General features: G+C 66.0%; 22 protein-coding genes. 20 read left to right on the top strand and 2 right to left on the bottom strand.

Features of this window, described 5'->3' with window-relative positions; all coding sequences use genetic code 11:
- The first annotated feature begins 70 nt into the window (after positions 1 to 70).
- The 17 genes from QFZ36_RS00290 to dnaE all read left to right on the top strand — a co-directional run bounded on the left by QFZ36_RS00290 (position 71) and on the right by dnaE (position 20,577).
- Positions 71 to 1,702: a UDP-N-acetylmuramoyl-L-alanyl-D-glutamate--2,6-diaminopimelate ligase gene (locus QFZ36_RS00290; protein WP_306632963.1), complete on the top strand. Its 1,632-nt coding sequence runs from the start codon at positions 71 to 73 to the stop codon at positions 1,700 to 1,702.
- 6 nt (positions 1,703 to 1,708) lie between these two features.
- Positions 1,709 to 3,175, top strand: coding sequence for a UDP-N-acetylmuramoyl-tripeptide--D-alanyl-D-alanine ligase (locus tag QFZ36_RS00295; protein ID WP_306632964.1), 1,467 nt, complete (start codon positions 1,709 to 1,711; stop codon positions 3,173 to 3,175).
- Positions 3,172 to 4,281, top strand: a complete 1,110-nt coding sequence (mraY, locus tag QFZ36_RS00300) for a phospho-N-acetylmuramoyl-pentapeptide-transferase (RefSeq protein WP_306632966.1) — start codon at positions 3,172 to 3,174, stop codon at positions 4,279 to 4,281. Before QFZ36_RS00295 ends, mraY begins: the two co-directional genes overlap by 4 nt.
- Positions 4,263 to 5,834 carry a UDP-N-acetylmuramoyl-L-alanine--D-glutamate ligase gene (murD, locus tag QFZ36_RS00305; protein ID WP_306632968.1) on the top strand — a complete coding sequence of 524 codons (1,572 nt, stop codon included), beginning with the start codon at positions 4,263 to 4,265 and terminating at the stop codon, positions 5,832 to 5,834. The genes mraY and murD overlap by 19 nt, the downstream gene beginning before the upstream one ends.
- 2 nt (positions 5,835 to 5,836) lie before the next feature.
- Complete coding sequence (gene ftsW, locus QFZ36_RS00310; RefSeq protein ID WP_306632970.1) at positions 5,837 to 7,180, top strand: putative lipid II flippase FtsW; 1,344 nt, start codon at positions 5,837 to 5,839, stop codon at positions 7,178 to 7,180.
- Positions 7,181 to 7,186: 6 nt separating this feature from the next.
- On the top strand, positions 7,187 to 8,287 hold the full coding sequence (gene murG, locus QFZ36_RS00315) for an undecaprenyldiphospho-muramoylpentapeptide beta-N-acetylglucosaminyltransferase (RefSeq protein ID WP_306632972.1): 1,101 nt from the start codon (positions 7,187 to 7,189) through the stop codon (positions 8,285 to 8,287).
- Positions 8,284 to 9,660, top strand: coding sequence for a UDP-N-acetylmuramate--L-alanine ligase (gene murC, locus QFZ36_RS00320; RefSeq protein ID WP_306632974.1), 1,377 nt, complete (start codon positions 8,284 to 8,286; stop codon positions 9,658 to 9,660). Before murG ends, murC begins: the two co-directional genes overlap by 4 nt.
- The gene (locus QFZ36_RS00325) at positions 9,653 to 10,651 is read left to right on the top strand and encodes a cell division protein FtsQ/DivIB (protein ID WP_306632976.1); all 999 of its coding nucleotides are present in this window, start codon (positions 9,653 to 9,655) and stop codon (positions 10,649 to 10,651) included. The genes murC and QFZ36_RS00325 overlap by 8 nt, the downstream gene beginning before the upstream one ends.
- A gap of 184 nt (positions 10,652 to 10,835) precedes the next feature.
- On the top strand, positions 10,836 to 12,074 hold the full coding sequence (gene ftsZ / locus QFZ36_RS00330; RefSeq protein WP_306632977.1) for a cell division protein FtsZ: 1,239 nt from the start codon (positions 10,836 to 10,838) through the stop codon (positions 12,072 to 12,074).
- Between the two features lie 8 nt (positions 12,075 to 12,082).
- A complete protein-coding gene (locus QFZ36_RS00335) occupies positions 12,083 to 12,772 on the top strand; it encodes a polyphenol oxidase family protein (RefSeq protein WP_306632979.1) in 690 nt (229 codons plus the stop codon).
- Positions 12,765 to 13,502, top strand: a complete 738-nt coding sequence (locus QFZ36_RS00340) for a YggS family pyridoxal phosphate-dependent enzyme (protein WP_306632981.1) — start codon at positions 12,765 to 12,767, stop codon at positions 13,500 to 13,502. The genes QFZ36_RS00335 and QFZ36_RS00340 overlap by 8 nt, the downstream gene beginning before the upstream one ends.
- Positions 13,503 to 13,592: 90 nt before the next feature.
- On the top strand, positions 13,593 to 14,123 hold the full coding sequence (locus tag QFZ36_RS00345; protein WP_306632983.1) for a cell division protein SepF: 531 nt from the start codon (positions 13,593 to 13,595) through the stop codon (positions 14,121 to 14,123).
- 123 nt (positions 14,124 to 14,246) lie between these two features.
- Entirely contained in the window at positions 14,247 to 14,534 is a 288-nt protein-coding gene (locus QFZ36_RS00350) for a YggT family protein (protein WP_306632984.1), read from the top strand.
- A 177-nt stretch (positions 14,535 to 14,711) separates the two neighbouring features.
- Positions 14,712 to 15,401 carry a DivIVA domain-containing protein gene (locus tag QFZ36_RS00355; RefSeq protein ID WP_306632985.1) on the top strand — a complete coding sequence of 230 codons (690 nt, stop codon included), beginning with the start codon at positions 14,712 to 14,714 and terminating at the stop codon, positions 15,399 to 15,401.
- A 91-nt stretch (positions 15,402 to 15,492) separates the two neighbouring features.
- Positions 15,493 to 16,065, top strand: a complete 573-nt coding sequence (gene lspA / locus QFZ36_RS00360; protein WP_306632986.1) for a signal peptidase II — start codon at positions 15,493 to 15,495, stop codon at positions 16,063 to 16,065.
- Entirely contained in the window at positions 16,058 to 16,984 is a 927-nt protein-coding gene (locus QFZ36_RS00365; protein ID WP_306632987.1) for an RluA family pseudouridine synthase, read from the top strand. The genes lspA and QFZ36_RS00365 overlap by 8 nt, the downstream gene beginning before the upstream one ends.
- A 35-nt stretch (positions 16,985 to 17,019) precedes the next feature.
- The gene (dnaE, locus tag QFZ36_RS00370; protein ID WP_306632988.1) at positions 17,020 to 20,577 is read left to right on the top strand and encodes a DNA polymerase III subunit alpha; all 3,558 of its coding nucleotides are present in this window, start codon (positions 17,020 to 17,022) and stop codon (positions 20,575 to 20,577) included.
- Between the two features lie 91 nt (positions 20,578 to 20,668).
- Here dnaE and QFZ36_RS00375 read toward each other — a convergent pair whose 3' ends face one another.
- The gene (locus QFZ36_RS00375) at positions 20,669 to 21,169 is read right to left on the bottom strand and encodes a flavin reductase family protein (RefSeq protein WP_306632990.1); all 501 of its coding nucleotides are present in this window, start codon (positions 21,167 to 21,169) and stop codon (positions 20,669 to 20,671) included.
- A 130-nt stretch (positions 21,170 to 21,299) separates the two neighbouring features.
- Between QFZ36_RS00375 and QFZ36_RS00380 the strand changes: the two genes are divergently transcribed.
- The 3 genes from QFZ36_RS00380 (at position 21,300) to nrdR (ending at position 23,902) form a co-directional block, all read left to right on the top strand.
- The gene (locus QFZ36_RS00380) at positions 21,300 to 21,830 is read left to right on the top strand and encodes a hypothetical protein (RefSeq protein WP_306632991.1); all 531 of its coding nucleotides are present in this window, start codon (positions 21,300 to 21,302) and stop codon (positions 21,828 to 21,830) included.
- A 9-nt stretch (positions 21,831 to 21,839) separates the two neighbouring features.
- Entirely contained in the window at positions 21,840 to 23,237 is a 1,398-nt protein-coding gene (hisD, locus tag QFZ36_RS00385; protein WP_306632993.1) for a histidinol dehydrogenase, read from the top strand.
- A gap of 158 nt (positions 23,238 to 23,395) precedes the next feature.
- The gene (nrdR, locus tag QFZ36_RS00390) at positions 23,396 to 23,902 is read left to right on the top strand and encodes a transcriptional regulator NrdR (RefSeq protein WP_306632995.1); all 507 of its coding nucleotides are present in this window, start codon (positions 23,396 to 23,398) and stop codon (positions 23,900 to 23,902) included.
- A 121-nt stretch (positions 23,903 to 24,023) separates the two neighbouring features.
- On the opposite strand, the gene ppgK is transcribed toward nrdR, so the two are convergent.
- Complete coding sequence (ppgK, locus tag QFZ36_RS00395) at positions 24,024 to 24,827, bottom strand: polyphosphate--glucose phosphotransferase (RefSeq protein WP_306632996.1); 804 nt, start codon at positions 24,825 to 24,827, stop codon at positions 24,024 to 24,026.
- Positions 24,828 to 24,962 lie beyond the last annotated feature (135 nt).

Consider the following 24,962-nt stretch of genomic DNA (forward strand, 5'->3'; position numbering starts at 1 on the left):
AGTCCCGCCCAGAGCATCACCACCGGCCCACCCATGCCGGGCATGATCCACTAGCACCATCGGAGATTCCTTGTCAGAGATCAACTCGCCGGATAACCGCGCCGTCCCGGAGGGACCCGCCGGCCAGGGGCGCTTCCGCCCCTCAAACGTCGAACCGGTGCGGCTGGCAAGCATCGGCGAAGCCATGGACGTTGCGGTGCCCGGCCCCGCAGCTGAAGTGGAAGTCACCGGGATTTCATTGAACTCGCGGACCGTGGAGCCGGGGGACCTGTACGTCGCACTGCCCGGAGCCAGCCGGCACGGGGCCGATTTCGTGCCGCAGGCCATCGAAGCAGGAGCCGTTGCGGTTCTCACCGACGAAGCCGGTGCCAGGCTGCTGGCGTTGTCCGCTGACACGCCCGTACCCGTGGTGATCGTGGAGTCGCCACGGAACGTGGTGGGCCCGCTGTCCGCGGTGATCTATCGCAGCCAGCCGGGTTCCGGCCAGCCGCAGTTATTCGGCGTCACGGGCACCAACGGGAAGACCACCACCACCTACTTCATCAACTCCCTGCTGCGCGCCCTCGGCCGCAGTACCGGCCTGATCGGCACCATCGAGATCCACGCCGGCGGGGACCCGATTCCCAGCCTCCTCACCACCCCGGAATCCACCGATGTGCACGCACTGCTCGCCCTCATGCGCGAAAGGGGGCTGGCGGCCGCTGCGATGGAAGTTTCCTCCCACGCCATCTCCTTCCAGCGGGTGGACGGGGTGCTGTTCGATGTTGCCGGCTTCACCAACCTCACCCAGGACCATCTGGACCTGCACCTCACCATGGAGGACTACTTCGACACCAAAGCTGAGCTTTTTACTCCGCGCCGCGCCCGCGCGGCAGTGGTAACGGTCGACGACGAATGGGGCCGGCGGCTTGCCGGCAGCGCCACCGTGCCGGTCACCACCCTCAGCACCGCCGGAGCGGCAGCCGACTGGACCGTCACGGGAACGGCTCCCCGCGGGCTCGGGACGGAGTTCACCCTGAGCGGACCGGACGGGACGCAGCTTAACGTGCACACCGGGCTGCCGGGCAGCTTCAACGTGGCCAACGCGGCGCTTGCGGCAGTCATGGTGGCCGCGGCAGGAGTGGACTGCGCGACGCTGCAGGCGGCTCTTGATGAGTCCGATCCCTTCACCGTGGCGGTCCCAGGACGCATGCAGCTGGTGTCCACGGAACCTGCCGCCATCGTTGACTTTGCCCACAACACCGACGCCTTGGCCAGGGCCTTGGAGGCCGTACGGTCCCCGGCGGACGACGCCAACCTAATCGTGGTGTTTGGCGCCACAGGCCAGCGTGACCAGGGGAAACGCCCGGCCATGGGTGCCATCGCCGCCCGCCTCGCCGACACCGTCATCATCACCGATGACGACCCCCACGACGAAGATCCGGCCGCAATTCGTGCCGATGTCCTCGCCGGAGCCCGGGAAGCGCAGGAAAAGGACTCCCTGCCCTGCCAGGTCCTGGAGGTCTTCCCGCGCGCTGACGCCATCCGCCGCGCCGTGGAACTGGCCCGCCGGCAGGACACCATCCTGGTGGCCGGCCGCGGCCATGAGGTGTGGCAGGAAGTGAAAGGCGTCAACCTTGCCCTGGACGACAGGGTGGAGCTGCGCAGCGCCTTGACAGCCAGGGGATTCAACGTTCTCCAAGACGACCGGATAGAGTCCTAGACCGAGATGATTGCTTTTACTGCGGCGGAGATCGCCGAAATCACTAACGGGCGCCTGGACGCCGATCCCGGGATCACGCCTCTGTCGGTGGTGACGGACTCCCGCGACGTCACCCCCGGTTCGCTCTACGTCGCAAAGCCCGGCGAGTACGCTGACGGCCACGATTTTGTGGCCGCCGCGTTTTCAGCCGGTGCAAGCCTCGCCCTGGTGGAGCGGCCTGTCCCCGCCGCGGACGGGACAAGCTACCCCTCCGTCCTGGTTCCGGATGCCGTGCTGGCGATGGGGGCCCTGGCTCTAGAGGCTGTGCGCCGGATCCGTAAGGCCCGCGCCGGCCAGGGCAGCGAACTGACGGTAGTGGGAATCACCGGCTCGGCGGGAAAAACCACCACCAAGGACCTCCTCGCCGGAATCCTGTCCACGCAGGGAAACACCGTGGCGCCGCAGGGTTCCTACAACGGCGAAATCGGAGTTCCGCTCACCGTCTTCCGGGCGGGCACCGATACGCGTTATCTCGTGATTGAGATGGGCGCCACCGGAATCGGGCACATCCGTTACCTGGCAGACATGGTCAAACCGGACATCGGGGTGGTCCTGGCCGTGGGAACCGCGCATGCCGGCGAGTTCGGGGGAGTGGAGAACATCGCCCTGGCAAAGGGTGAGCTGGTCGAAGCGATTGCTCCTGCCGGCACTGCCATCCTCAACCTCGACGACGACCGCGTGGCGGCCATGCGCACACGCACCCGGGCCAAGGTACTCGGGTTCTCTGCAGAGGGCCGCGCCGATGCCGCGGTGCAGGCACTAAACGCCGACACCAACGCGGAGGGCAACCCGGAATTCGATCTCCAGCTTCCCGATGGCGAAAGCGGCCTGCACGTCAGTAGCCGCCTCATCGGCGCGCACCATACGGGCAACCTGCTGGCCGCCGCCGCAGCCGCCTGGGCCGCCGGCGTCCCGGGGCAGGACATCGCGTCCTCCCTCAGCAGCCAGACCGCCGTCAGCCGGTGGCGGATGGAGCGGACCGAACGGGCAGACGGCGTCACCATTATCAATGACGCCTACAACGCCAATCCCGAATCCATGCGCGCCGCCCTCCGCACGCTGGCGGACCTGGGACGCGGACGCCGCACCTGGGCGGTGCTGGGCGCCATGCTCGAACTCGGCAGTGACTCCATCCGGGAACACACCACGGTTGGAACCCAGGTGGTCCGGCTCAACATTTCCCGCCTGCTGGTGGTGGGCCGGGAGGCCCGTGCCCTCTATGTCTCCGCCGTCCAGGAAGGCTCCTGGGGCGATGAATGCCTCTTCGCGGAAACCGTGGATGAGGCCTACGACGTACTGAACACCGAACTCGAACCCGGGGACCTGGTCCTGTTCAAGTCCTCCAACAGCGTGGGACTTCGCCATCTGGGCGATCGGATAGCATTACCCCCACAAACCCCTCAACCGGCCGACGAAAGGAGCACTCTGCTGTGATTGCACTTTTGATCGGCGCCGGCCTGGCTCTCTTATTCGCCCTGGTGGGGACTCCGCTCTTCATCCGGCTCCTGGTCCGCCGGGGCTATGGCCAGTTCATCAGGGACGACGGACCCACCTCGCACCACACCAAGCGCGGAACACCCACCATGGGCGGGACTGTAGTGGTGGCAGCCGTACTGCTGAGCTACGGACTCACCCACCTCATCATGCTGATGGTGAATCCTGCTTCTCCGGGCCCCTCCGCCTCCGCCCTGATCCTGCTGTTCCTGATGGTGGGGATGGGGCTGGTGGGCTTCCTTGATGACTTCATCAAGATCTCCAGGCAGCGCAGCCTCGGGCTCAACGCCAAGGCCAAGCTGATCCTGCAGGCCGCAGTTGGCATCATCTTCGCCGTGCTTGCCCTGAACTTTCCCAACGGGGCCGGAGCAACGCCGGCCTCCACCAAGATTTCCCTGGTGCGTGACCTGCCCTGGCTGGACCTTGCCTTCGGCGGGACGGTGCTGGGAACCATTCTTTTTGTGGTGTGGTCCAACCTGATCGTTACGGCGGCCACGAACGGCGTCAACCTGACGGACGGCCTCGATGGCCTGGCTGCGGGCGCCTCGATCATGGTCTTCGGCGCCTATACCCTGATGGGAATCTGGCAAAGCAACCAGGCGTGCGGATCGCCGCGGGAAGCGGGCAGCGGCTGCTACTCCGTCCGTGACCCCCTGGACCTTGCCTTGCTGGCAGCCATCATGAGCGCGGCACTGGTGGGCTTCCTGTGGTGGAACACCTCGCCGGCCAAGCTCTTTATGGGTGACACCGGATCGCTGGCTATTGGCGGCGCCATCGCAGGCTTCGCCATCCTGTCCCGGACCGAACTGCTGCTGGGCATCATCGGCGGACTGTTCGTGCTGATCACCCTGTCCGTGATCATCCAGGTGGGTTACTTCAAGGCCACCGGCGGTAAGCGCGTCTTCAAGATGGCACCGCTGCAGCACCACTTCGAACTGCAGGGGTGGGCCGAAGTAACAGTGGTGGTCCGCTTCTGGATCCTCGGCGGGCTTTTTGTGGCCGTGGGACTGGGAATTTTCTACGCCGAATGGGTGGTGCTGCTGTGACCGTTTCCTCCCGCCTCCAGGACCTTGTCAGCTGGGACTCAGACTGGTCCGGGCTCCGGGTTGTGGTGACCGGCATCGGCGTTTCCGGCTTTGCGGCCGCCGATACCCTCATCGAACTCGGCGCCCGGGTGGTGGTGGTTGATGCCGCCACGAGCGGCACGGCGAAAGCCCATGCTGAAACCTTGAAGATCGTCGGCGCGGCAGATGTCCTGCTGGGGGAGGATGCGGTGGCCCGCATCCCGAAGATCGACGGCGAACTGCCCGAACTGATTGTGACCTCGCCGGGTTGGCGTCCGGACCAGGCGCTCCTCGCCGCCGCCGCACGGGCCCACATCCCGGTATGGGGCGATGTGGAACTCGCCTGGCGGGTGCGGGTCCGCGAGGGCCGCAAGACGGCCGACTGGCTCGCGATCACCGGAACGAACGGCAAGACCACCACCGTTGGGCTCACCGAGTCCATGCTTCGGGCGGCCGGCCTGAAGGCCATCGCAGTGGGTAATGTGGGCACACCCATCCTTGACGCCCTCCGCGACCCTGTGGAGTACGACGTGTTCGCCGTCGAGCTCTCCAGCTTCCAGCTGCACTGGGCGCAATCCCTGTCGCCGGTAGCCAGCGTGTGCCTGAATGTGGCCGAGGACCATGTCGACTGGCACGGCTCGTACGATTCCTACCTTGCGGACAAGGCCAAGGTCTATGAGCAGACGCAGAAGGCCTGCATCTACAACGCCGAACAGATCGAAACCGAGCGGATGGTGGAAAACGCCGACGTCGTGGAAGGCTGCCGCGCCGTCGGTTTCACCACCGTCACTCCTGCCATCAGCATGCTGGGCGTGGTGGAGGGTCTCCTCGTGGACCGGGCGTTCATCACTGAGCGCAAGGACAGCGCCGCGGAACTCGCCTCCATGAGCGACCTCGGCGCCTTCGCACCCCGCCACATGGTGGCCAACGCCCTGGCAGCCGCAGGTCTGGTGCGCGCCTACGGCGTGGACGCAGCAGCGGTTCGCAGGGGAATCCAGGACTACATCCCCGGCGACCACCGGATCCAGCCGGTAGCCCGCCACAACGGCGTGCTGTGGGTCAACGATTCCAAGGCCACCAACCCGCATGCGGCGTCCGCCTCCCTGGCCACCTTCAGCAATGTCGTCTGGATTGCCGGAGGCCTCTCCAAGGGAGTCACCTACGACGAACTGATCCGTGAGCACGTCCGACGCCTCAAAGCCGTGGTGCTCATTGGAAGCGACACTTCTGCCCTCAGCAAGGCCCTCCAGCGACACGCGCCGGATGTCCCGGTGATCATCCCGGGCACGGGCGAAACTGAACAGGTGCAGACTGCCGCAGCGGCTGGTGCCGTCCACGCCGGTTCCTCCGGTGAAACGGTGATGGCCAGTGCCGTTGCGTCAGCAGCACAGCTCGCTGAATCCGGCGATACTGTGCTGATGGCCCCGGCAGCTGCTTCCATGGATCAGTTCTCTTCCTATGCTCACCGTGGCGACACTTTCATCGAAGCTGTCCGCGAGCTGGTGGAAGGGCAGGCCCAGACCGGCGAGGAGTAACAATGGTCAGCACGCCCACCCGGCCCCAGCCAGATAAACAGCAGGCGGGCAAGCCGCGCCCAGGCTCTTCGGCAGCACCGGCGCAGCGTCTGGTTTCCGCCCCCCTCCGGGTAAAAGCCGCCTACCGGAAATTCTGGTCGGCACTGGAAGGAACAGGGACCTCCAAGAACGGCTCCACGTACTACCTCATCCTGGGTTCAACCCTGGCGCTGACCGCGATCGGGATCATGATGGTCCTCTCCGCCTCCAGTGTGGAGTCCATTGCCGCGGGGAAGTCTCCCTACGGGGATGCGCTGAAGCAGGGCGTGTTCGCCGCGATCGGCATCTTCACCATGTTTGTCCTGTCCCGCATCAACGTGGTGTGGCTCAAGCGGCTCGCGTGGCTGGCAATCATCGCCGCAGTGGTCCTCCTGGGCCTGGTGCAGATTGTGGGCGCGGAGGTCAACGGCAACAAAAACTGGATCGACCTCGGCGGCATTACATTCCAGCCGTCGGAAGCGTCCAAGCTGGCACTCGCGCTCTGGATGGCCACTGTCCTGGCCAGGAAGGGCCGGCTGCTTAGCCGCTGGCAGCACGTGGCCATTCCTGCTGTCCCGATGGCCATCATCATTGTTGGCCTGGTCCTGGTGGGAAACGACCTCGGAACGGCCATGATCATCATGATGATCACGGCAGCCGCACTGTTCTTTGCCGGGGCACCCCTTTATCTGTTCGGCATCGCAGGCCTGGTGGCCGCGGCCGGAACAGCCGTTATGGCTGTGACCAGTTCAAACCGCATGTGCCGCATCACCTCCTGGTGGACGGGGGAGTCCTGCGCCGACGGCATTGACGCCAACTACCAGGCCACCAACGGCCTGTACGGGCTCGCCTCGGGAGGCTGGTTCGGGGTAGGGCTGGGGCAAAGCCGGCAGAAGTACAGCTGGATCCCCGAAGCCCACAACGACTTCATCTTCGCCATCATCGGCGAGGAGCTCGGCCTGGTGGGAACCGTCGTCGTCCTGATCCTTTTCGCCATTCTGGGAGCCGCCATCTACCGTGTGGTGGTGGCGCAGGAGGACATGTTCCACCGCGTGCTGGCCGGCACCATCATGGTGTGGCTCCTGGGCCAGGCAACGGTCAACATGTCCGTGGTGACTGGCCTGATGCCCGTGATCGGCGTGCCCCTGCCGTTCATTTCCTATGGCGGCTCCGCCCTGCTGATGTCGCTCTGCGCCATCGGGGTGGTGCTCTCCCTGGCCCGGGAGCAAATGGCCCCGGCCATCCGGCCCAAACGGATGCTGAAGTTCAAGGCCAGACCGGCTCGGGCCTCCGCCGCCACACAAAAGACTGCAAGAAAGCGTGCCTGACCCGAGATGAACCCGCAAAACCCATCAATCGTCCTGGCGGGCGGCGGAACCGCCGGCCACATCAGCCCGCTCCTGGCCATTGCGGCAGCCATCCGCAATGCCGCCCCCGGCGCCGCCCTCCTCGCCGTCGGTACTCCGTCGGGAATGGAAACCCGGCTGGTTCCCGCTGCCGGCGTTGAACTGGCCACGATCGACCGCGTGCCCTTCCCCCGGAAGCCTTCCGCCGACCTCCTCCGCCTGCCGGGGCGCCTTTCCGGCGCCGTGCGGCAGGCCGGCGCCATCCTGGACAACGCCGCCGCGGATGTCCTGGTGGGCGTGGGCGGGTACGTGTGCACACCCATGTACCTGGCCGCCAGGAAGCGCGGCATTCCGATCGTGATCCATGAGGCCAACGCCCGTCCCGGCCTGGCCAACAGGGTGGGCGCGATGTTCACCCGGCGCGTGGCCGTGGCCTTCGACACCACCCCGCTGCGCGGTGCCGTGCACGTGGGCATGCCCATGCGCACCGAAATCTCGCACCTTGACCGGGGCGCGGCCCGCGCGTCCGCCCGCGAAACCCTGGGACTGGACCCCGCCAAACCCACCCTGATCGTCACCGGCGGGTCATCAGGGGCACAGAGCATCAACCGGACCATAGCCGCCGCCCTCGGGCAGTTGGCCGGCGCCGGGATCCAGACCCTGCACGTCACCGGCCGCGGCAAATCACTCCTGGACGACGGCGGCAGGCCGCTGGTTGCCGATGGTTACCGGCAGGTGGAATACATCGACGGCATGGAACTGGCATACGCAGCGGCGGATGTCCTGCTGGCCCGCTCCGGCGCTGCCACCGTCTGCGAGGTTGCCGCCGCCGGCGTGCCCGCCGTCCTGGTGCCGCTGCCCATCGGCAACGGCGAACAGGCGCTGAACGCTGCCGGACTGGTGGCCGCCGGGGGCGGCATGCTGGTGTCTGACCGCGACTTCACGCCCGAGTGGGTGGGCCGGGAGCTCATCCCGCTTGTCACCGATGAGTCCCGGCTCGCCACCATGGCAGCCAATTCCTACCGGCTCGGAATTCGAAACGCCGACCGGCGCATGGCTGGTCTTGTCCTGGAAGCGGTACCCGCATGAGTCCTGTCAGCACCCCCACCCTGGCCTCGCTGGGGAAGGTCCACTTTGTTGGGATCGGCGGCGTGGGCATGTCCGCCGTCGCCAGGATCATGGTGGCGCGTGGCGTTCCCGTCAGCGGCTCTGATGCCAAGGACCTGCCCGTGATGGCGGACCTCGCCGCGGCGGGTGCGCGGATCGCCGTCGGATATAACGCTGCCAACCTGGCAGATGCCCAGACCGTGGTGGCCGGTTCCGCTATCCGCGCCGACAACCCGGAGCTGGCGGCAGCCAGGGAAGCAGGCCTGCCGGTGCTGCACCGCTCCCAGGCCCTCGCGGCCACGATGGGGGAGGACCTGGTGGTTACCGTAGCCGGAACCCACGGCAAGTCCACCACCACCTCCATGGTGGCTGTCCTGCTGCAGGGCGCCGGCCTCGATCCCTCCTTTGCTATCGGCGCCAACGTCCCGGCGCTGGGCGTCAACGCCGCCCACGGCACGTCCGGGATTTTTGTGGCCGAGGCGGACGAATCCGACGGGTCCTTCCTGAACTACCGGCCCAACATCGCGGTAGTCACCAATGTGGAGCCCGACCACCTGGACTACTACGGCACCGCGGAGGCCGTCTACGAATCCTTTGACCGCTTCACCCGCCTGCTGCCTGCCGACGGCGTGCTGATTGCCTGTGCGGACGACCCCGGCGCCCTGGCGTTGGCGCGTCGGACGCGGGAGCGCGGCAATACCCGCGTGGTCCTCTACGGAACGGGCGAAGAGGCCGGGCTGGTGCTGCACGACGGCGGCGCGGGCGACGTGGCGGTGGCCACCCCGGACGGCCGGTTCCCGCTTGAGCTGCAGGTGCCGGGCCGGCATAACGCCCTGAACGCGGCTGCCGCTTTTGCCGTGGCACGTGAGCTGGGAGTGGAGCCGGCCGTGGCGGCCGGGGCCCTGGCGCAGTTCTCCGGGGCCGCGCGGCGCTTCGAACTGAAAGGGCAGGCACGGGGCGTGCGCGTCTTCGACGACTACGCCCACCATCCCACCGAAGTCCGGGCGGCCCTTGCCGCGGCCCGGTCGGTGGCCGGAGACAACAAGGTCCATGTGCTCTTCCAGCCGCACCTGTTTTCGCGCACGCGGGAATTCGCCAGGGAGTTCGCCGAGGCGCTTAACCTTGCCGATACTGCCTGGGTGCTGGATATTTATCCCGCGCGCGAGGATCCGATTCCCGGCGTCACGAGCCAGCTCATCGCAGACCACCTGTCCGACGGCGGGCGGCTGGTCCCCGCCTCCGACGCCGTGGCGGCACTCGCCGGCGCCGCTGCCGAGGGTGACATCATCCTCACCGCCGGCGCGGGCGACGTCACCGCCTACGGGCCGCAGATCGTAGAGGCCCTGCGTGGCTAGTTCCCGCCGCCCCACCTACACGTCCCATGGGCGGCGGCCGGGGAACCCCGAGGCCTGGCCCGGACAGGCGGGCCCAGATGCCGGCGGCAGCCAGGACGTGATCTCGGCCTCGCGGTCCGCGCCGGAGCCCGCCCCGCAGCCGGCCCGAAAAGCCCGCAAAGCCACCTTCGCCGGACTGACAAAGGACGGACTGAAGAAAGATGGGCCAAAGAATGGCGGGCCCGCCAAGGAAAACCCGGGCGGGACCACGCAGGGGTCCGACAGTGCCGGGAAGGTCCTGGCCTTCCCCGAGCCCAAAGGGAAGCGCCAGAAGAGGAACATCCTGGCGGTGGCCCTCACGCTGGTTGCCATCGTGGCCGGGCTCCTTGCCGTTGCGGTCTTTTCCCCTGCCTTGGCCGTACGAACCATCTCGGTGTCCGGAACGCACCTGCTGACACCTGCCCAGGTGGAGGCCGCGCTGGAACCGCTGCGCAACAGACCTCTGCCGCAGATCACCGACGAGGAGGTAGGGCGCCTCCTCGAGCCGCTGGTCCAGGTGAAGTCCGTGTCCGCAGAGGCACGTCCGCCGTCGGGCCTGGCGGTTGCCGTCCGGGAACGCGTGCCGGTGGCGCTGGTCAAACAGGGGGAGCAGTATCAGCTGGTTGACGTGGACGGCATCCAGCTGGCGTCAACAGCCGATCCCGCATCCGTCTCATTGCCAGTCATCGACGGCGGTGCCGGTACCATCGGTAAGGACCTCTTCCGGGCCACGGCCGAGGTGCTGGGCGCCTTGCCGCCGGATGTGCTGGCCAAGCTTTCCAATGCGTCGGCCCAGTCCGTGGATGCGGTGGAACTCAAGCTGGTTGACGGCCAGACCATCATCTGGGGCAACGCCGGCGAGAAGGAACTCAAGGCCAAAGTGCTGGCCGCCCTGCTCAAGGTTCCGATGGATCCGAAGAACCCGGTCAAGGTGTACGACGTAAGTGTGCCCCGGCATCCGGTGACCCGCTGACATGCTTTCTTTCCGGTATTAATCCGACACGCGGAGCCGGTTATTGAATGTGTGAACCAGAGGAAATACCGTCACAGACATGAGTTACTTGACATAACTATAACCTTCAACTCGAAGGTTAAGGTTGCAGGCATTAAGCTCTTCATCAGATTTAGCAATAAGACACGAACAAGGGACACGTAACGTGGCAGCTCCGCAGAATTACTTGGCCGTCATCAAAGTCGTCGGCATCGGCGGCGGTGGCGTGAACGCAGTCAACCGCATGATCGAGGTCGGCCTCCGAGGTGTTGAATTCATCGCCATCAACACCGACGCCCAGGCCCTGCTGATGAGCGACGCCGACGTCAAGCTTGACGTGGGACGCGAACTGACCCGTGGCTTGGGGGCGGGTGCGAATCCCGAGGTGGGCAAGCAGGCTGCCGAAGACCACGCGGACGAGATCGAGGAAGTCCTGCGCGGCGCGGACATGGTGTTCGTCACCGCCGGTGAAGGCGGCGGAACCGGCACCGGCGGCGCTCCCGTGGTCGCCCGCATCGCACGTTCCCTTGGCGCCCTGACCATCGGTGTTGTCACGCGCCCGTTCACCTTTGAAGGCCGCCGCCGTGCCGGTTCCGCCGAAGCCGGCATCGACGCGCTACGCGACGAGGTGGACACCCTCATCGTGATCCCCAACGACCGCCTCCTGTCCATCAGCGACCGCAACGTCTCGGTACTGGATGCCTTCCGTTCCGCTGACCAGGTGCTGCTCTCCGGCGTCCAAGGCATTACGGACCTCATCACCACCCCCGGCCTGATCAACCTTGACTTCGCGGACGTCAAGTCGGTTATGCAGGGCGCCGGTTCCGCGCTGATGGGTATCGGCTCCGCCCGTGGCGAAGACCGTGCCGTCAAGGCCGCCGAGCTCGCCATTGCTTCGCCGCTGCTGGAAGCTTCCATTGATGGTGCGCACGGCGTGCTGCTGTCCATCCAGGGTGGTTCAGACCTTGGCCTGTTCGAGATCAACGAAGCTGCGCGTCTGGTCCAGGAGGTGGCGCACCCGGAGGCCAACATCATCTTCGGTGCCGTCATCGACGACGCCCTCGGCGACGAAGCCCGGGTGACCGTCATTGCCGCCGGGTTCGACGACGTCAAGGCCACCTCGCCCTCGATGGACCAGTCCCAGCCCGCAGCGGCCCCGCAGCGCCCGGCGGCGCCCGCCAACGCTCCGGCGCCTGCCCAGGCACCGTCCGCAGGCAGCCACCAGGCCAGCGTCCAGCCCATCCACGCCGGCGTTGGCGCCGCAGGGCTCAGCAACTGGGGCCAGCAGCGGCCGTCTGCGGTCCCGGCCGACTCGGGCTTCGACGTCGACCTCCCCTCCGTAGTGGAGCCGGACCTCACCGGCAGCCACTCGGATGACCTGGATGTCCCCGACTTCCTGAAGTAGGCTCCGGCTTGTTCCACTGGCGCGCCCGCATCCAGCCTGGCATATCTGTCGCCTTCACTGACGTGGAGGCCGGAAACCTGGCCCTGCACGTGGGTGACGATCCCGACGAGGTAGGCCGGCGCCGCGCGGACCTGGAACGGGCCATTGGCGTCGCGCCGCAGGGCCTGCGGTTCATGAACCAGGTGCACGGCAACGCCGTGGCGGTCATGGGCCAGGACAGCCGGGCTCCCGAGGCCGACGCCATGGTCTCCCGCGGCGTCCCGCTTGCCGTGATGGTGGCGGACTGCATCCCCGTGGTGCTCGCCGGCGAGTCGCCGGACGGGCCTGTTCTGGCGGCCGTGCATGCGGGCCGTCCCGGCATTGCCAACGGGGTTATTCCGGCCGCCGTGGACAGCATGAAGGCCCTCGGCGCCGGCGGCATCCGCGCGTGGCTGGGTCCTTCCATCTGCGGCAGCTGTTACGAGGTACCTGCCGGGCTGCAGGCCGAGGTGGCCGCCGCCGTTCCGGCGTCACGAACCACCACCTCGTGGGGCACCCCCGGGCTGGACCTCCCGGCCGGCGCCCGCAGCCAACTGGCAGAGGCAGGTGTCACCGTGGAATACAGCGGGCCCTGCACCCTGGAAACGCCATCCCTCTTTTCGTACCGGCGCAACAGCGACACCGGGCGCTTCGCCGGCCTGGTGTGGTGCCATGACTGAGGCCGCCCCCGGCGGTGACGCGCGCTCCCTGGAACTGGCACAACGGCTGGCCGCCGTCCGGCAGCGCATCGCCACGGCGGCAGGCGCGGCAGGCCGCGAAGGAAACCTGCCCACCCTGATAGTGGTGACCAAGTTCCACCCCGCAGAGGACATCAAACGGCTCGCAACGCTGGGTGTCACCGATGTCGGGGAGAACCGCGACCAGGAGGCATCAGCGAAGGCACTCGAGCTGGCGGACTGTGGCCTGACCTGGCACTTTGTGGGCCAGCTGCAAAGCAAAAAGGCCAAATCCGTACTCCGGTACGCCGCCGCCGTGCACTCCGTTGACCGGCCCCAGCTCGTGGACGCGCTGGCCAAAGCCGCGCAGGCCGAGCGAGACAACACTGGGCGGGCGCCGCTGGACTGCTTCATCCAGGTCAGCCTGGAGGACGACGCCGGAGCGCACCGCGGCGGCGTGGTCCCCGAAGAAGTGCTGCCCCTTGCTGAACGGATAGCAACCTCGGCCGGCCTGGAGCTGGCAGGGGTGATGGCAGTGGCCCCACTGGGCGCCCCGCCGGAAGCCGCTTTTGAAAAACTCGCCCGGGTCTCGGCCGGGCTGGTGGCGGAGCATCCTGGCGCCATGGCGATTTCCGCCGGAATGAGCCAGGACCTGGAAGCGGCCGTCGCGTTCGGAGCGACACACCTGCGAATCGGCTCCGATATTCTCGGATCGCGTCCCGCCGTGGGGTAGCGTCGGTGCTATTGGAAGTGATGGGCGGGGGACTCCAGTGCTGTCAAGTCATTGGGCGGCCCGCTTAACGGACACGATTAGGAGTCGACCATGGCCGGCGCTCTGCGCAAGACAATGATCTATCTTGGGCTCGCCGACGGCGATGAACACTACGAGTCCGAGCAACAGACCGCACGTAAGGATGAGGACGAAACGATGGAAGCTGACCGCGAGGAGCGCCGTGCCCCTGCACCCGTCCGCGAGGTCAGCCGTGAATCGTCCTACACCCCCGAAGAGGAATACCGCGCTCCAGTGACCCCCATCAAGCGCGCGGCCTCGAGCCGCGAGGAGGCCACCGGTCTCCGCCAGATCACCACTATCCACCCGCGTTCGTACAACGATGCCAAACTCATCGGCGAGAGCTTCCGTGACGGCATCCCCGTCATCATGAACGTTACGGACATGGGTGAGGCCGACGCCAAACGCCTGGTTGATTTCTCTGCCGGCTTGGTTTTTGGCCTCCGCGGCAGCATTGAGCGGGTGACCAACAAGGTTTTCCTGCTCTCGCCGTCATACGTGGAGGTCATCGGCGATGACAAAAAGGCCAGTGAAACCCAAGCCAGCTTCTTCAACCAAAGCTGAGCAGCAGGCTGAAGCAGATGCCAGGCAGGGACACACCTGCCTGGCATCTGTGCTGAAATAGACAAGACACATCGCAAGGGACGCCGCGGTATCCACAAGGGACATGGAGATATGAAGTAAGTCATGGGAATTGTTTTCGGGCTTGTCTATCTCGCGCTTTTGTTGTTCTTTGTCGCACTGATAATTCGCCTGGTCTTCGACTGGGTCCAGATGTTTGCCCGGGAATGGCGCCCCCGCGGCGCAGCCCTGGTGGTGGCGCACACCGTGTACTCCATCACGGATCCGCCGCTGAACGGACTGCGGCGGCTGATCCCGCCGCTGCGCCTTGGCGGCATTTCCCTGGATCTGGGCTTCCTGGTCCTGTTCATTGGCGTGAGCATCGCCATGGGGATCACCAGGGGCCTCGCCTGATTTATCCGCTAGACCAGCAGTGCAGGGATGGGACCCGCCGGGAACCACGAATGTCATGCGAAGAAAAACTCGTGTTTGACACCGCAGTGTTGAATTAGAGGAACAAGACCAAATTTAGGTACCGTAGTTTTGACGGCCGGAAGGCCTACTGACTAACCAGACCAGTGAGGTGACCAGATGGCTTTGACGCCAGAAGACGTTGTCAACAAGCGCTTTCAGCCGACCAAGTTCCGCGAAGGCTACGACCAGGACGAGGTTGATGACTTCCTGGACGAGATCGTCGTCGAGCTCCGCCGCCTGAACCAGGAAAACGACGAACTTCGCAAGAAGCTCGCCGAAGCCGGTTCCAGCGTTCCGGCAAGCACCGTTGCCGCGCCCGTAGTTGAAAAGGTCCCCGCGCCCGTCAAGTCCGACAAAGACGAAGCCCGCGAGAAGGCCGAAGCGGAAGCCAAGGCGGCCGAAGAGCGCAAGAAGAAGGACGCCCAGCAGGCTGCCCCGGCAGCTGCCGCTCCGGCTGCTGCCGCGCCTGCCGCCGCTACCGCTTCAGCCGAGTCGGCTGCCGGCCTGCTCGCCATGGCCCAGCAGATGCACGACCGGCACGTCGCTGACGGACAGGCACAGAAGGACAAGATCATCGCCGAGGCGCAGATCGAAGCCAGCAGCCTGGTCAACGACGCTCAGGAGAAGTCCCGCAAGATCCTTGGTGCCCTCGAGCAGCAGCGTTCGGTGCTCGAGCGCAAGGTGGAGCAGCTGCGTGGCTTCGAGCGTGACTACCGTTCACGCCTGAAGGCTTACATCGAAGGCCAGCTGCGCGACCTTGATGCCCGCGGTTCAGTGGCTACGCCGGAAGTCAGCGAAGCCAACTAGCCTGTCAAGCACGTATTCTGAAAGCCGGTGGCTGAGGATTCCTCGGCCACCGGCTTTTGGCATTGACACCGGTTTTACGAATGAAAGCACCATGACTGACGAACTTGCCGCCGACGCCGCACGCCCTGTCCCGCCCTCGCCGCGCCCCCGCCGCGCCGTGCTGCTGTCCCTCTTTGCCGGGTTCGCAGTCTTCGCCTACGTCCTCGACCAGCTGACCAAGGTCTGGGTCACATCCAGCATGGTGGAAGGGGAGCGGATCCCCGTACTGCCGCCTGTACTGCACTGGTACTTCATCCGGAACTCGGGAGCGGCGTTCTCTATCGGGGAAAACGTCACGTGGGTGTTCTCCATCATCATGGCCGCCGTGGCCGTCGCCATCCTGTTCCAGGTCCGGAAACTCGGCTCGCTCTGGTGGGCCCTGGCGCTGGGCCTGCTGCTGGGCGGTGCGCTGGGCAACCTGACGGACCGGCTCTTTAGGGAACCGTCCTTTGGCATGGGCCACGTGGTGGACTTCATCCAACTGCCCAACTTCGCGATCTTCAACATCGCCGACTCGGCCGTAGTGTCCGCCGTCGCGATCATCTGCATCCTGACGCTGCGGGGCATTTCCATGGACGGAACCCGGCTGACGGCGGCGCGCAAGGAAAAGCCCGGCGATGCTTGAGCGCCTCGTCGTCGCCGAACAGTTTGCCGGGTCCCGTGCCGATGCGGGCATCGCCGGGCTCCTGGGGATATCGCGTTCCCTGGCGGCAACCCTGATTGCCGAGGGCCATGTCCTCAGCAAAGGAAAAGCATTGGGCAAGTCGGCCAGGCTGGTGGCCGGAGATGTCCTCCAGGTGAGCCTGCCGGAACGGCGTGACCCCCTGGAAGTGGTGGAGGAAGTTGTGGAAGGCCTGAAGATCCTGTTGGACGATGACGATTTCGTCGTCGTCGATAAACCCGTGGGTGTGGCCGCGCACCCCTCCCCGGGATGGGTGGGGCCCACTGTTGTGGGCGGCCTCGCCGGGGCCGGCTACCGCATTTCCACCTCAGGTTCCCCCGAGCGCGCCGGCATTGTCCACCGGCTCGACGTCGGCACCTCAGGGGCGATGGTCGTGGCCAAGTCCGAACGCGCTTACACCGCCCTCAAACGCGCTTTCAAGGAGCGCACCGTGGACAAGGTCTACCACGCAGTGGTGCAGGGCCTGCCCGACCCCCTGGTGGGCACCATCGACGCACCCATCGGCCGGCACCCCGGCCATGACTGGCGGTTCGCCGTCATCGAGGACGGCCGGCCGTCCGTCACGCACTATGAAGTGGTGGAAGCCTTCGGCAAGGCAAGCCTGGTGGAAGTACACCTGGAGACTGGACGCACCCATCAGATCAGGGTGCATTTCTCCGCGCTGCGCCACCCCTGCGCCGGCGACCTCACCTATGGGGCCGATCCCCGGCTCGCCGCCACCCTGGGCCTGACCCGCCAGTGGCTGCACGCCCGTGAACTCGGCTTTGAGCACCCGGTCACGGGGGAGCCCGTGCGTGTTGTCAGCGACTACCCGCAGGACCTTGCGTTTGCCCTGGAAGTGCTGGAGTCAGGGCGGGCCTGACCGGCCCCCGCCGGGCCAGCGATTAGAATAGTCCGGTGACTTCCAGCAACGACTCGTTTGTCCATCTCCACAACCACACCGAGTATTCGATGCTGGACGGCGCTGCCAGGCTTGGCGAACTGTTCGACGAAACCGAGCGGCTGGGGATGCCCGCCCTCGCCACCACCGACCACGGCTATCTCTTCGGTGCCTTCGACTTCTGGAAGAAGGCCACCGACAAGGGAATCAAGCCGATCATCGGCGTCGAAGCCTATGTGACTCCCGGAACGGCCCGCGGCGATAAAAGCAGGGTCCGCTGGGGTGAGGAGCACCAGCGCAAGGACGACATCTCCGGTGGTGGTTCCTATACCCACATGACGCTGCTCAGCTACAACAACGCGGGCATGCGGAACCTTTTCCGGGCGTCCTCCATCGCATCCCTGGACGCGGTGTTCGGCAAATGGCCGCGGCTGGACCGGGAGCTTCTGAACACCTACTCCGAGGGGCTCATCGCCACCACAGGGTGCCCGTCCGGGGAGATCCAGACCCGTCTGCGGCTGGGCCAGTACCGCGAGGCGCTGGAGGCCGCCTCCGAGTTCCGCGACATTTTCGGAGCCGAGAACTACTTCTGCGAACTGATGGACCACGGGCTGGACATCGAACGCCGCGTCACCGGGGACCTGATCCGGCTCGCCAAGGAGCTGAACCTTCCCCTCGTTGCCACCAACGACCTCCATTACACGCACGAGCACGACGCCAAGGCCCACGAGGCACTGCTGGCCATCCAGTCCGGCTCAACCCTCCTGGAACCCACGTACGACAACGGCGGTTCCCGCTTCGCCTTCTCCGGCAGCGGCTACTACCTGAAGTCGCCGCAGGAGATGCGGGAGCTGTTCCGGGACCACCCCGACGCCTGCGACAACACGCTGCTGATCGCGGAGCGTTGCGAGGTCTCCTTCAACACCGGCGCCAACTACATGCCCCGGTTCCCCTGCCCTCCGGGGGAGGACGAGACGTCCTGGCTGGTCAAGGAAGTGGCCACGGGACTCGACTACCGCTACCCCGGCGGCGTCCCGGACGAGGTCCGGGCGCAGGCGGACTACGAGCTCGGTGTCATCACCTCCATGGGTTTCCCCGGCTACTTCCTGGTGGTGGCGGACTTCATCAACTGGGCCAAGAACAACGGCATCCGGGTCGGTCCCGGCCGTGGTTCGGGTGCCGGCTCCATGGTGGCCTACGCGATGCGCATCACCGACCTGGACCCGCTGCGGCACGGACTCATCTTCGAACGGTTCCTGAACCCGGACCGTGTTTCCATGCCCGACTTCGACGTGGACTTCGATGACCGGCGCCGCTCCGAAGTGATCGACTACGTGACCCGCAAGTACGGTGACGAGCGCGTAGCCATGATCGTCACCTATGGCACCATTAAGACCAAGCAGGCGCTGAAGGATTCTTCGCGTGTGCTTGGCTACCCGTTCAGCATGGGTGAAACGCTCACCAAGGCACTTCCCCCGGCCGTGATGGCCAAGGACATCCCGCTGGCGGACATCCAGAACCCGGAGGCCAAGCGTTACGGCGAGGCCGGCGACTTCCGCCAACTGATCAGTACCGATCCGGAAGCTGCCAAGGTCTTCGAAACCGCGCTGGGCATCGAGGGGCTGAAGCGCCAGTGGGGCGTGCACGCGGCCGGCGTGATTATGTCCTCGGATCCCATCATCGACGTCATCCCCATCATGCGCCGGATCCAGGACGGCCAGGTGATCACGCAATTCGATTACCCCACCTGTGAAGGCCTTGGCCTGATCAAGATGGACTTCCTGGGCCTGCGGAACCTGACGATCATTTCCGACGCCCTGGAAAACATTAAGATGAACCGCGGCGTGGACCTGGACCTTGAGGCCTTGGAACTCGACGACGCGCCGTCCTACGAACTGCTGGCCCGCGGCGACACCCTGGGCGTCTTCCAGCTCGACGGCGGCCCCATGCGGTCCCTGCTCAAACTGATGAAGCCGGACAACTTCGAAGACATCTCGGCTGTCCTGGCGCTGTACCGGCCAGGCCCCATGGGCGCCAACGCGCACACCGACTACGCGCTGCGGAAAAACGGGATCCAGGAAGTCATCCCCATCCACCCCGAACTCAAGGAACCGCTGGCGGAAATCCTCGGCGGAACCTACGGCCTGATTGTGTACCAGGAACAGGTTATGGCCGTGGCGCAGAAGCTGGCCGGCTACTCGCTGGGCCAGGCAGACATCCTCCGCCGCGCCATGGGCAAAAAGAAGAAATCCGAACTGGACAAGCAGTTCGCCGGCTTCTCCCAGGGCATGCAGGACAACGGCTACTCCATGGAGGCCGTAAAAACCCTGTGGGACATCCTGCTGCCCTTCTCCGACTACGCCTTCAACAAAGCCCACTCGGCTGCCTACGGCGTGATCTCCTACTGGACCGCCTATCTCAAGGCGCACTATGCCCCCGAGTACATGGCCGCGCTGCTCACCTCCGTGGGTGACGACAAGGACAAGTCCGCCATCTACCTGAACGAATGCCGGCGCATGGGCATCACCGTGCTCCCGCCGGACGTCAATGAGTCCGCCCTGAACTTCACTCCGGTGGGCAACGACATCCGCTTCGGCATGGGCGCGATCCGCAACGTCGGCGTCAACGTGGTGGAGGCCATGGTGGCCGCGCGCGAGAGCGAGGGCGCGTTTACGTCCTTCAAGGACTACCTGATGAAGGTCCCGGCCGTGGTCTGCAACAAGCGGACCATCGAGTCACTGATCAAGTCGGGCGCCTTCGACTCGCTGGGCCACCACCGCCGCGCCCTGGCGATGATCCACGAAGAAGCCATCGACTCGGTCATCACGCTCAAGCGGAACGAAGCGATCGGGCAGTTCGACCTCTTTGCCGGCTTCGAGGAAGCCGAATCGGAGTCGTCGCTGAGCATCGACATCCCCGACCTGCCGGAATGGGAGAAGAAGGACAAACTCTCCTTCGAGCGGGACATGCTGGGCCTGTACGTCTCGGACCACCCCCTGCAGGGCCTCGAAGGGGTGTTGAGCCAGCACGCGGAAATGAGCATCACATCCGTCCTGGGTGAAGACGGGCCGCAGGACGGTGCGATTATCACCATCGCCGGCATGATCACCTCGCTGAGCCGGCGCATTGCGAAGGCCAGCGGAAACGCCTACGCCCGGGCGGAGGTGGAGGACCTCGGCGGTTCGATGGAAGTCATGTTCTTCGGCCAGGTTTACGGACCTATCGCCTCGGTACTGGCCGAGGACCTGATCGTGGTGGTCAAGGGGCGCCTGCAGAAGCGCGACGACGGTGCGATCACCCTCAACTGCATGGAGCTTTCCGTTCCGGACCTGAGCGAAGGCCTGGGCGGCCCGCTGGTAATCACCATGCCCACGCACAAGGCCACCGAAGCCGTGGTTACGGAGCTTGGCGATGTGCTCCGCACGCACCGGGGCAACTCCGAGGTGCGCCTGCACCTGCAGGGTGACACCCGCACGGAAATTATGGGCCTGCCGGTCCACCTCCGCGTGAACCCGAGCCCCTCACTGTTTGGCGACCTGAAGGTCCTGCTGGGCCCGGCCTGCCTGGACGCCTGACAGGGGCTGGACGCCTGAAAAGGCTGGACGCCTGAAAAGGCTGGACGACGGCGGGCGCCAAGTGCCGCCGTCGTCCGCCGGTTGGGGGAAGCTAGATTTCGTAGTCCAGCGGCACAGGCTGGCCGTACGCGCCGCCGTGGTATAGGAGCGGCGAGCCTTCCCCGCCCACCTGGCCGTCAACCACCTGTACCACCACCACTGCGTTGTTCTCGAACGAGAGGCGCATCTGCACCTCGCCGATCAGCCAGCCGGCCACGTCCTTCAGCACCGGTACGCCGTGCGGCCCCACCTCCCAGTGGTCACCCTCGAAGCGGTTGGTGCCGCGGGCAAAACGGTCGGCCAGCGCCTGGTTCTCGAGGCCGAGCATGTGGACCCCGATGTAGGTGGTGTTGGCCACGGCCGGCCAGGACCCGGAGCTGCGTGCCATGTTGAAAGTGAAGCGCGGCGGCTGCGCGGACAGGGATGCCACGGACGTGGCGGTAAACCCGAACGGGCGGTCCTGGTAGTTGACCGTGATGATGGCGACGCCGGCCGCATGGCGCCGGAACATTTCCTTGAACGTCCGTTCGAAGGGCGCCTCGTTTTCGGTCACGTCAAACTCCTGATAGTGGATGGCTGTGTGTTCTCCTTCAACTGTATGGGTCCCGCCGGGCCGGCGGGGAATCTCTTGAAGCCCCACGTCAGGGAGTTAAGCTGCCGGAACAACTGTTAAGGTTTGTTGCATGACAGATCCGACCGCGCGCGCACGCCCGCGCCTGCCCTGGGCCATGTTCGTGCTGCCGGCGGCGGCCGGCGTGCCGGCAGGGATTCTCTGGTGGCTGCTGGCACCGGGAGGCCTCAACCTCATCACCCGGGACCCCGCACTCGGCGATGGCGCCCACCCGCAGGTCTGGCTGCCCAGGGACTTGACGCTGGCCGGGCTCCTGGTCTTCGCAGGGTGCCTGCTGGCAGTGTTCCTGACGGACAAAAAGCGCCAGGATCCGCAGTTAAGCCTCCTAATGGGCCTCGCCGGCGGGCTGTGCGGCGCACTCCTGGCGTGGCAGGCGGGCGTGTTGACCGCCCGGCTGTTTGGGCCGGCCGTCGATGCCACCGCCAATGCGAGTATCGCTTTTTCGTTGCGGGCTTTGCCGGTGCTGCTGCTGTGGCCAGCCGCCACCGCGATGTCCGTTTTTGTGCTGGAGTTGATGCACCTCCTGGGCAAGAAGGACGACGGCGGCGCGGAGGGGCGCGGCACGCTGCGGCTGGGCCCGTAAAATAGTGCGGTGACCATTTCTTCGGAGTTTCCCGCCACCCCTGCCGCTGCCGCCGTGAGCTTCCGCACCGTTGACCTCCGGGGCCGGAACCTGACCCTCGCGGGGCTCCGGGCCGCCGTGCCCCGCGCCCAGGGACAGACTGTGGCCGACGCTGAAGAAAAGGTCCTCGACATCATTTCGGCTGTCCGGCAGCGTGGCTTCGATGCCCTGGCCGAGCTGGCCCTGCGCTTTGACGGCGCCGAACAGGACCACCCGCTGGTCCCGCAGGAGGCCCTCGCGGATGCCCTGGGGCAGCTGGACCCGGCCGTTCGGCGGGCGCTGGAAGAATCCATCAGCCGGGCACGCCGTTTTGCGGACGGCCAGCGTCCCCGCAACATTGACGTACAACTCGGCGACGGCGCCCTGGTCAGCCAGAACTGGGTGCCGGTGGCCAGGGTAGGTCTCTACGTTCCCGGCGGCCTGGCCGTCTACCCCTCGTCCGTGATCATGAACGTGGTGCCGGCCCTGGCCGCCGGGGTGCAGTCCATCGCCCTGGCCTCACCTCCGCAGAAGGAGTTCGGCGGGCTTCCGCACCCCACCATCCTTGCCGCCGCAGCACTGCTCGGCATTACCGAGGTGTACGCCATTGGCGGAGCGCAGGCGATCGCCGCGTTCGCCTACGGGGTGCCCTCAACGGAAGCCGGTCCTGCGCTGGAGCCCGTGGACGTGGTCACCGGACCGGGCAACATCTTCGTGGCCACCGCCAAACGCCTGGTGAAGGGCGTGGTGGGAATCGACTCCGAGGCAGGGACCACGGAGATCGCCATTTTGGCCGACTCCTCCGCCCAGCCTGCGCTGGTGGCGGCCGACCTCATCAGCCAGGCAGAGCATGATCCCAAGGCAGCATCGGTGCTGATTACCGACTCGGAGGACCTTGCCGGAGCCGTGCGCGCTGAGCTGGAGCTTCAAGCGGCGGCCACCAAGCACTCGACCCGGGTCCGCGAAGCCCTCTCCGGCCCCCAGTCAGGGGTTGTCCTGGTGGAGGATTTGGACCAGGGCATCGCAGCCTGCGACGCGTACGCTGCTGAGCACCTGGAGATCATGACCCGGGATGCAGCCGCCGTGGCCGCGAGGATCCGAAACGCCGGGGCCATTTTTGTTGGCGACTACAGTCCGGTGAGCCTGGGGGACTACTGCGCGGGGTCCAACCACGTGCTGCCCACCAGCGGTACAGCAGCCTTTTCTTCCGGACTGAACGTCACCACCTTCCTGCGCGCAATCCAGGTGGTGAACTACAGCCGTGAGGCGCTGGCGGAGGTCAGCCGGCACATCGTGAGCCTGTCCGGCGCGGAAGACCTGCCCGCGCACGGGGAAGCTGTCACGGCCCGCTTCGCTGGCCGGCCTGTCGGCGGGCCTGACGATATCTAGTACTGCCCACCACAAGATGTAGTAGTTACACGCTTGTTATTAGCGTATGCCGGGACATAGAATTGAAGGCGCAGCAGGGCCTCTGTGGGCCCCGGGACCTGCCACTTCATACTGCACGCTGCAACCTGACACTGTCACGGAGCCAAAGAAGGGACGCCATGTACTGTCCGTTCTGCCGCAACCCCGATTCCCGGGTCGTGGACAGCCGCATGGCGGACGATGGCTCGGCCATTCGCCGCCGCCGCCAGTGCCCTGAGTGCGGGCGCAGGTTCACCACTGTGGAAACCACCAGCCTGTCGGTGATCAAGCGATCCGGCGTGGGGGAGCCCTTCAGCCGGAGCAAGGTGATCAACGGCGTCCGCAAGGCCTGCCAGGGGCGGCCGGTCAGCGAAGACGATCTCGCCCTGCTGGCCCAGGAAGTCGAAGAGCAGATCCGCTCCTCCGGTGCGGCCGAAATCGACGCCCACGAGGTGGGCCTGGTGATCCTCGGGCCGCTGCAGAAGCTGGACAAAGTGGCCTATCTCCGGTTCGCCAGCGTGTACCAGGCCTTTGAATCCCTTGAAGACTTTGAAACGGCCATTGCCCTGCTCCGCCAGGAAGCCGAAGACGACGCCAAGGGCATCACCGCCAAGGGCACCAAAACCTCGGAAAAAAGCCCTCTGTAGGGCGCACCCTGATCTCCGGTGGTGGCAGCGGAGGGGAAGCCGCAGCCACCACCGGCACACACTGCATCCAAAGAATGCCCCTTCCGAACGGAAGGGGCATTCTGCTTCTACTGGACGTCCTCTATTTGGCGAGCTTGTGCTTCAGGGCGATCTCGATGGCGGCGCCCACGATGCCGGCCTCGTTGCGAAGAACCGCCGGGACGATTGGCGTGCGGAGCTTGAGGTTGGGCAGATATTCGTCGGCCCGCTTGGAGATGCCGCCGCCCACGATGAACAGTTCGGGGGAGAACAGGAACTCGACGTGGGAGAAGTAGCGCTGCAGCAGGACGCTGTATTCGTCCCAGGACAGGCCGTCGCGTTCTCGGGCCACAGCGGAGGCCTTGGTCTCGGCGTCGTGGCCGTCGATCTCCAGGTGGCCCAGTTCGGCGTTCGGCACCAGCTTGCCGTCGAAGATGAAGGCCGAGCCGATGCCGGTGCCCAGCGTGATCACCAGGACCGTGCCCGCCACCCCTGCGCCCGCGCCGTACCGTGCTTCGGCGAGCCCGGCGGCGTCGGCGTCGTTGATGACCTCTACCGGCCGGCCCAGGCGCGCGGTCAGGAGGGCATCGATGTCCGTGTTAAGCCAGCTTTTGTCAACGTTGGCGGCGGAGTGCACCACGCCGTGCTGGATGATGCCCGGGAAGGTCACACCCACGGGGGAGCCCGCGGCGGGTGCTTCCGGACGGGCGGAGAGCTCGGAAACCACCAGCGCCACGGCCTCGGCCACTGCCTCGGGGGTGGCGGGCTGCGGCGTGGGTACGCGGAACCGGTCGCCGAGGAGCTTGCCCTTCTTCAGGTCGACAATGCCGCCCTTGATTCCCGTGCCTCCGATATCGATGCCGATCAGCGGGGCTTTTTTGTGCGACTTCTCGTCCTTGTTGGCCAATGGGTTTCCGTTCGTGGCAGGGGCGGGCAGGGAAGGGGCGGCGGGCAGCCGGCCCCGGTGTTGCTAAGTCAGCGGTGGCTGCTGATCCAGCAGCGGGTGGTTGAGTCTGTCAGCGGCAGACGCAGCGGCAGCAAA

Source organism: Pseudarthrobacter siccitolerans, assembly GCF_030823375.1.
Taxonomy (GTDB): domain Bacteria; phylum Actinomycetota; class Actinomycetes; order Actinomycetales; family Micrococcaceae; genus Arthrobacter; species Arthrobacter siccitolerans_A.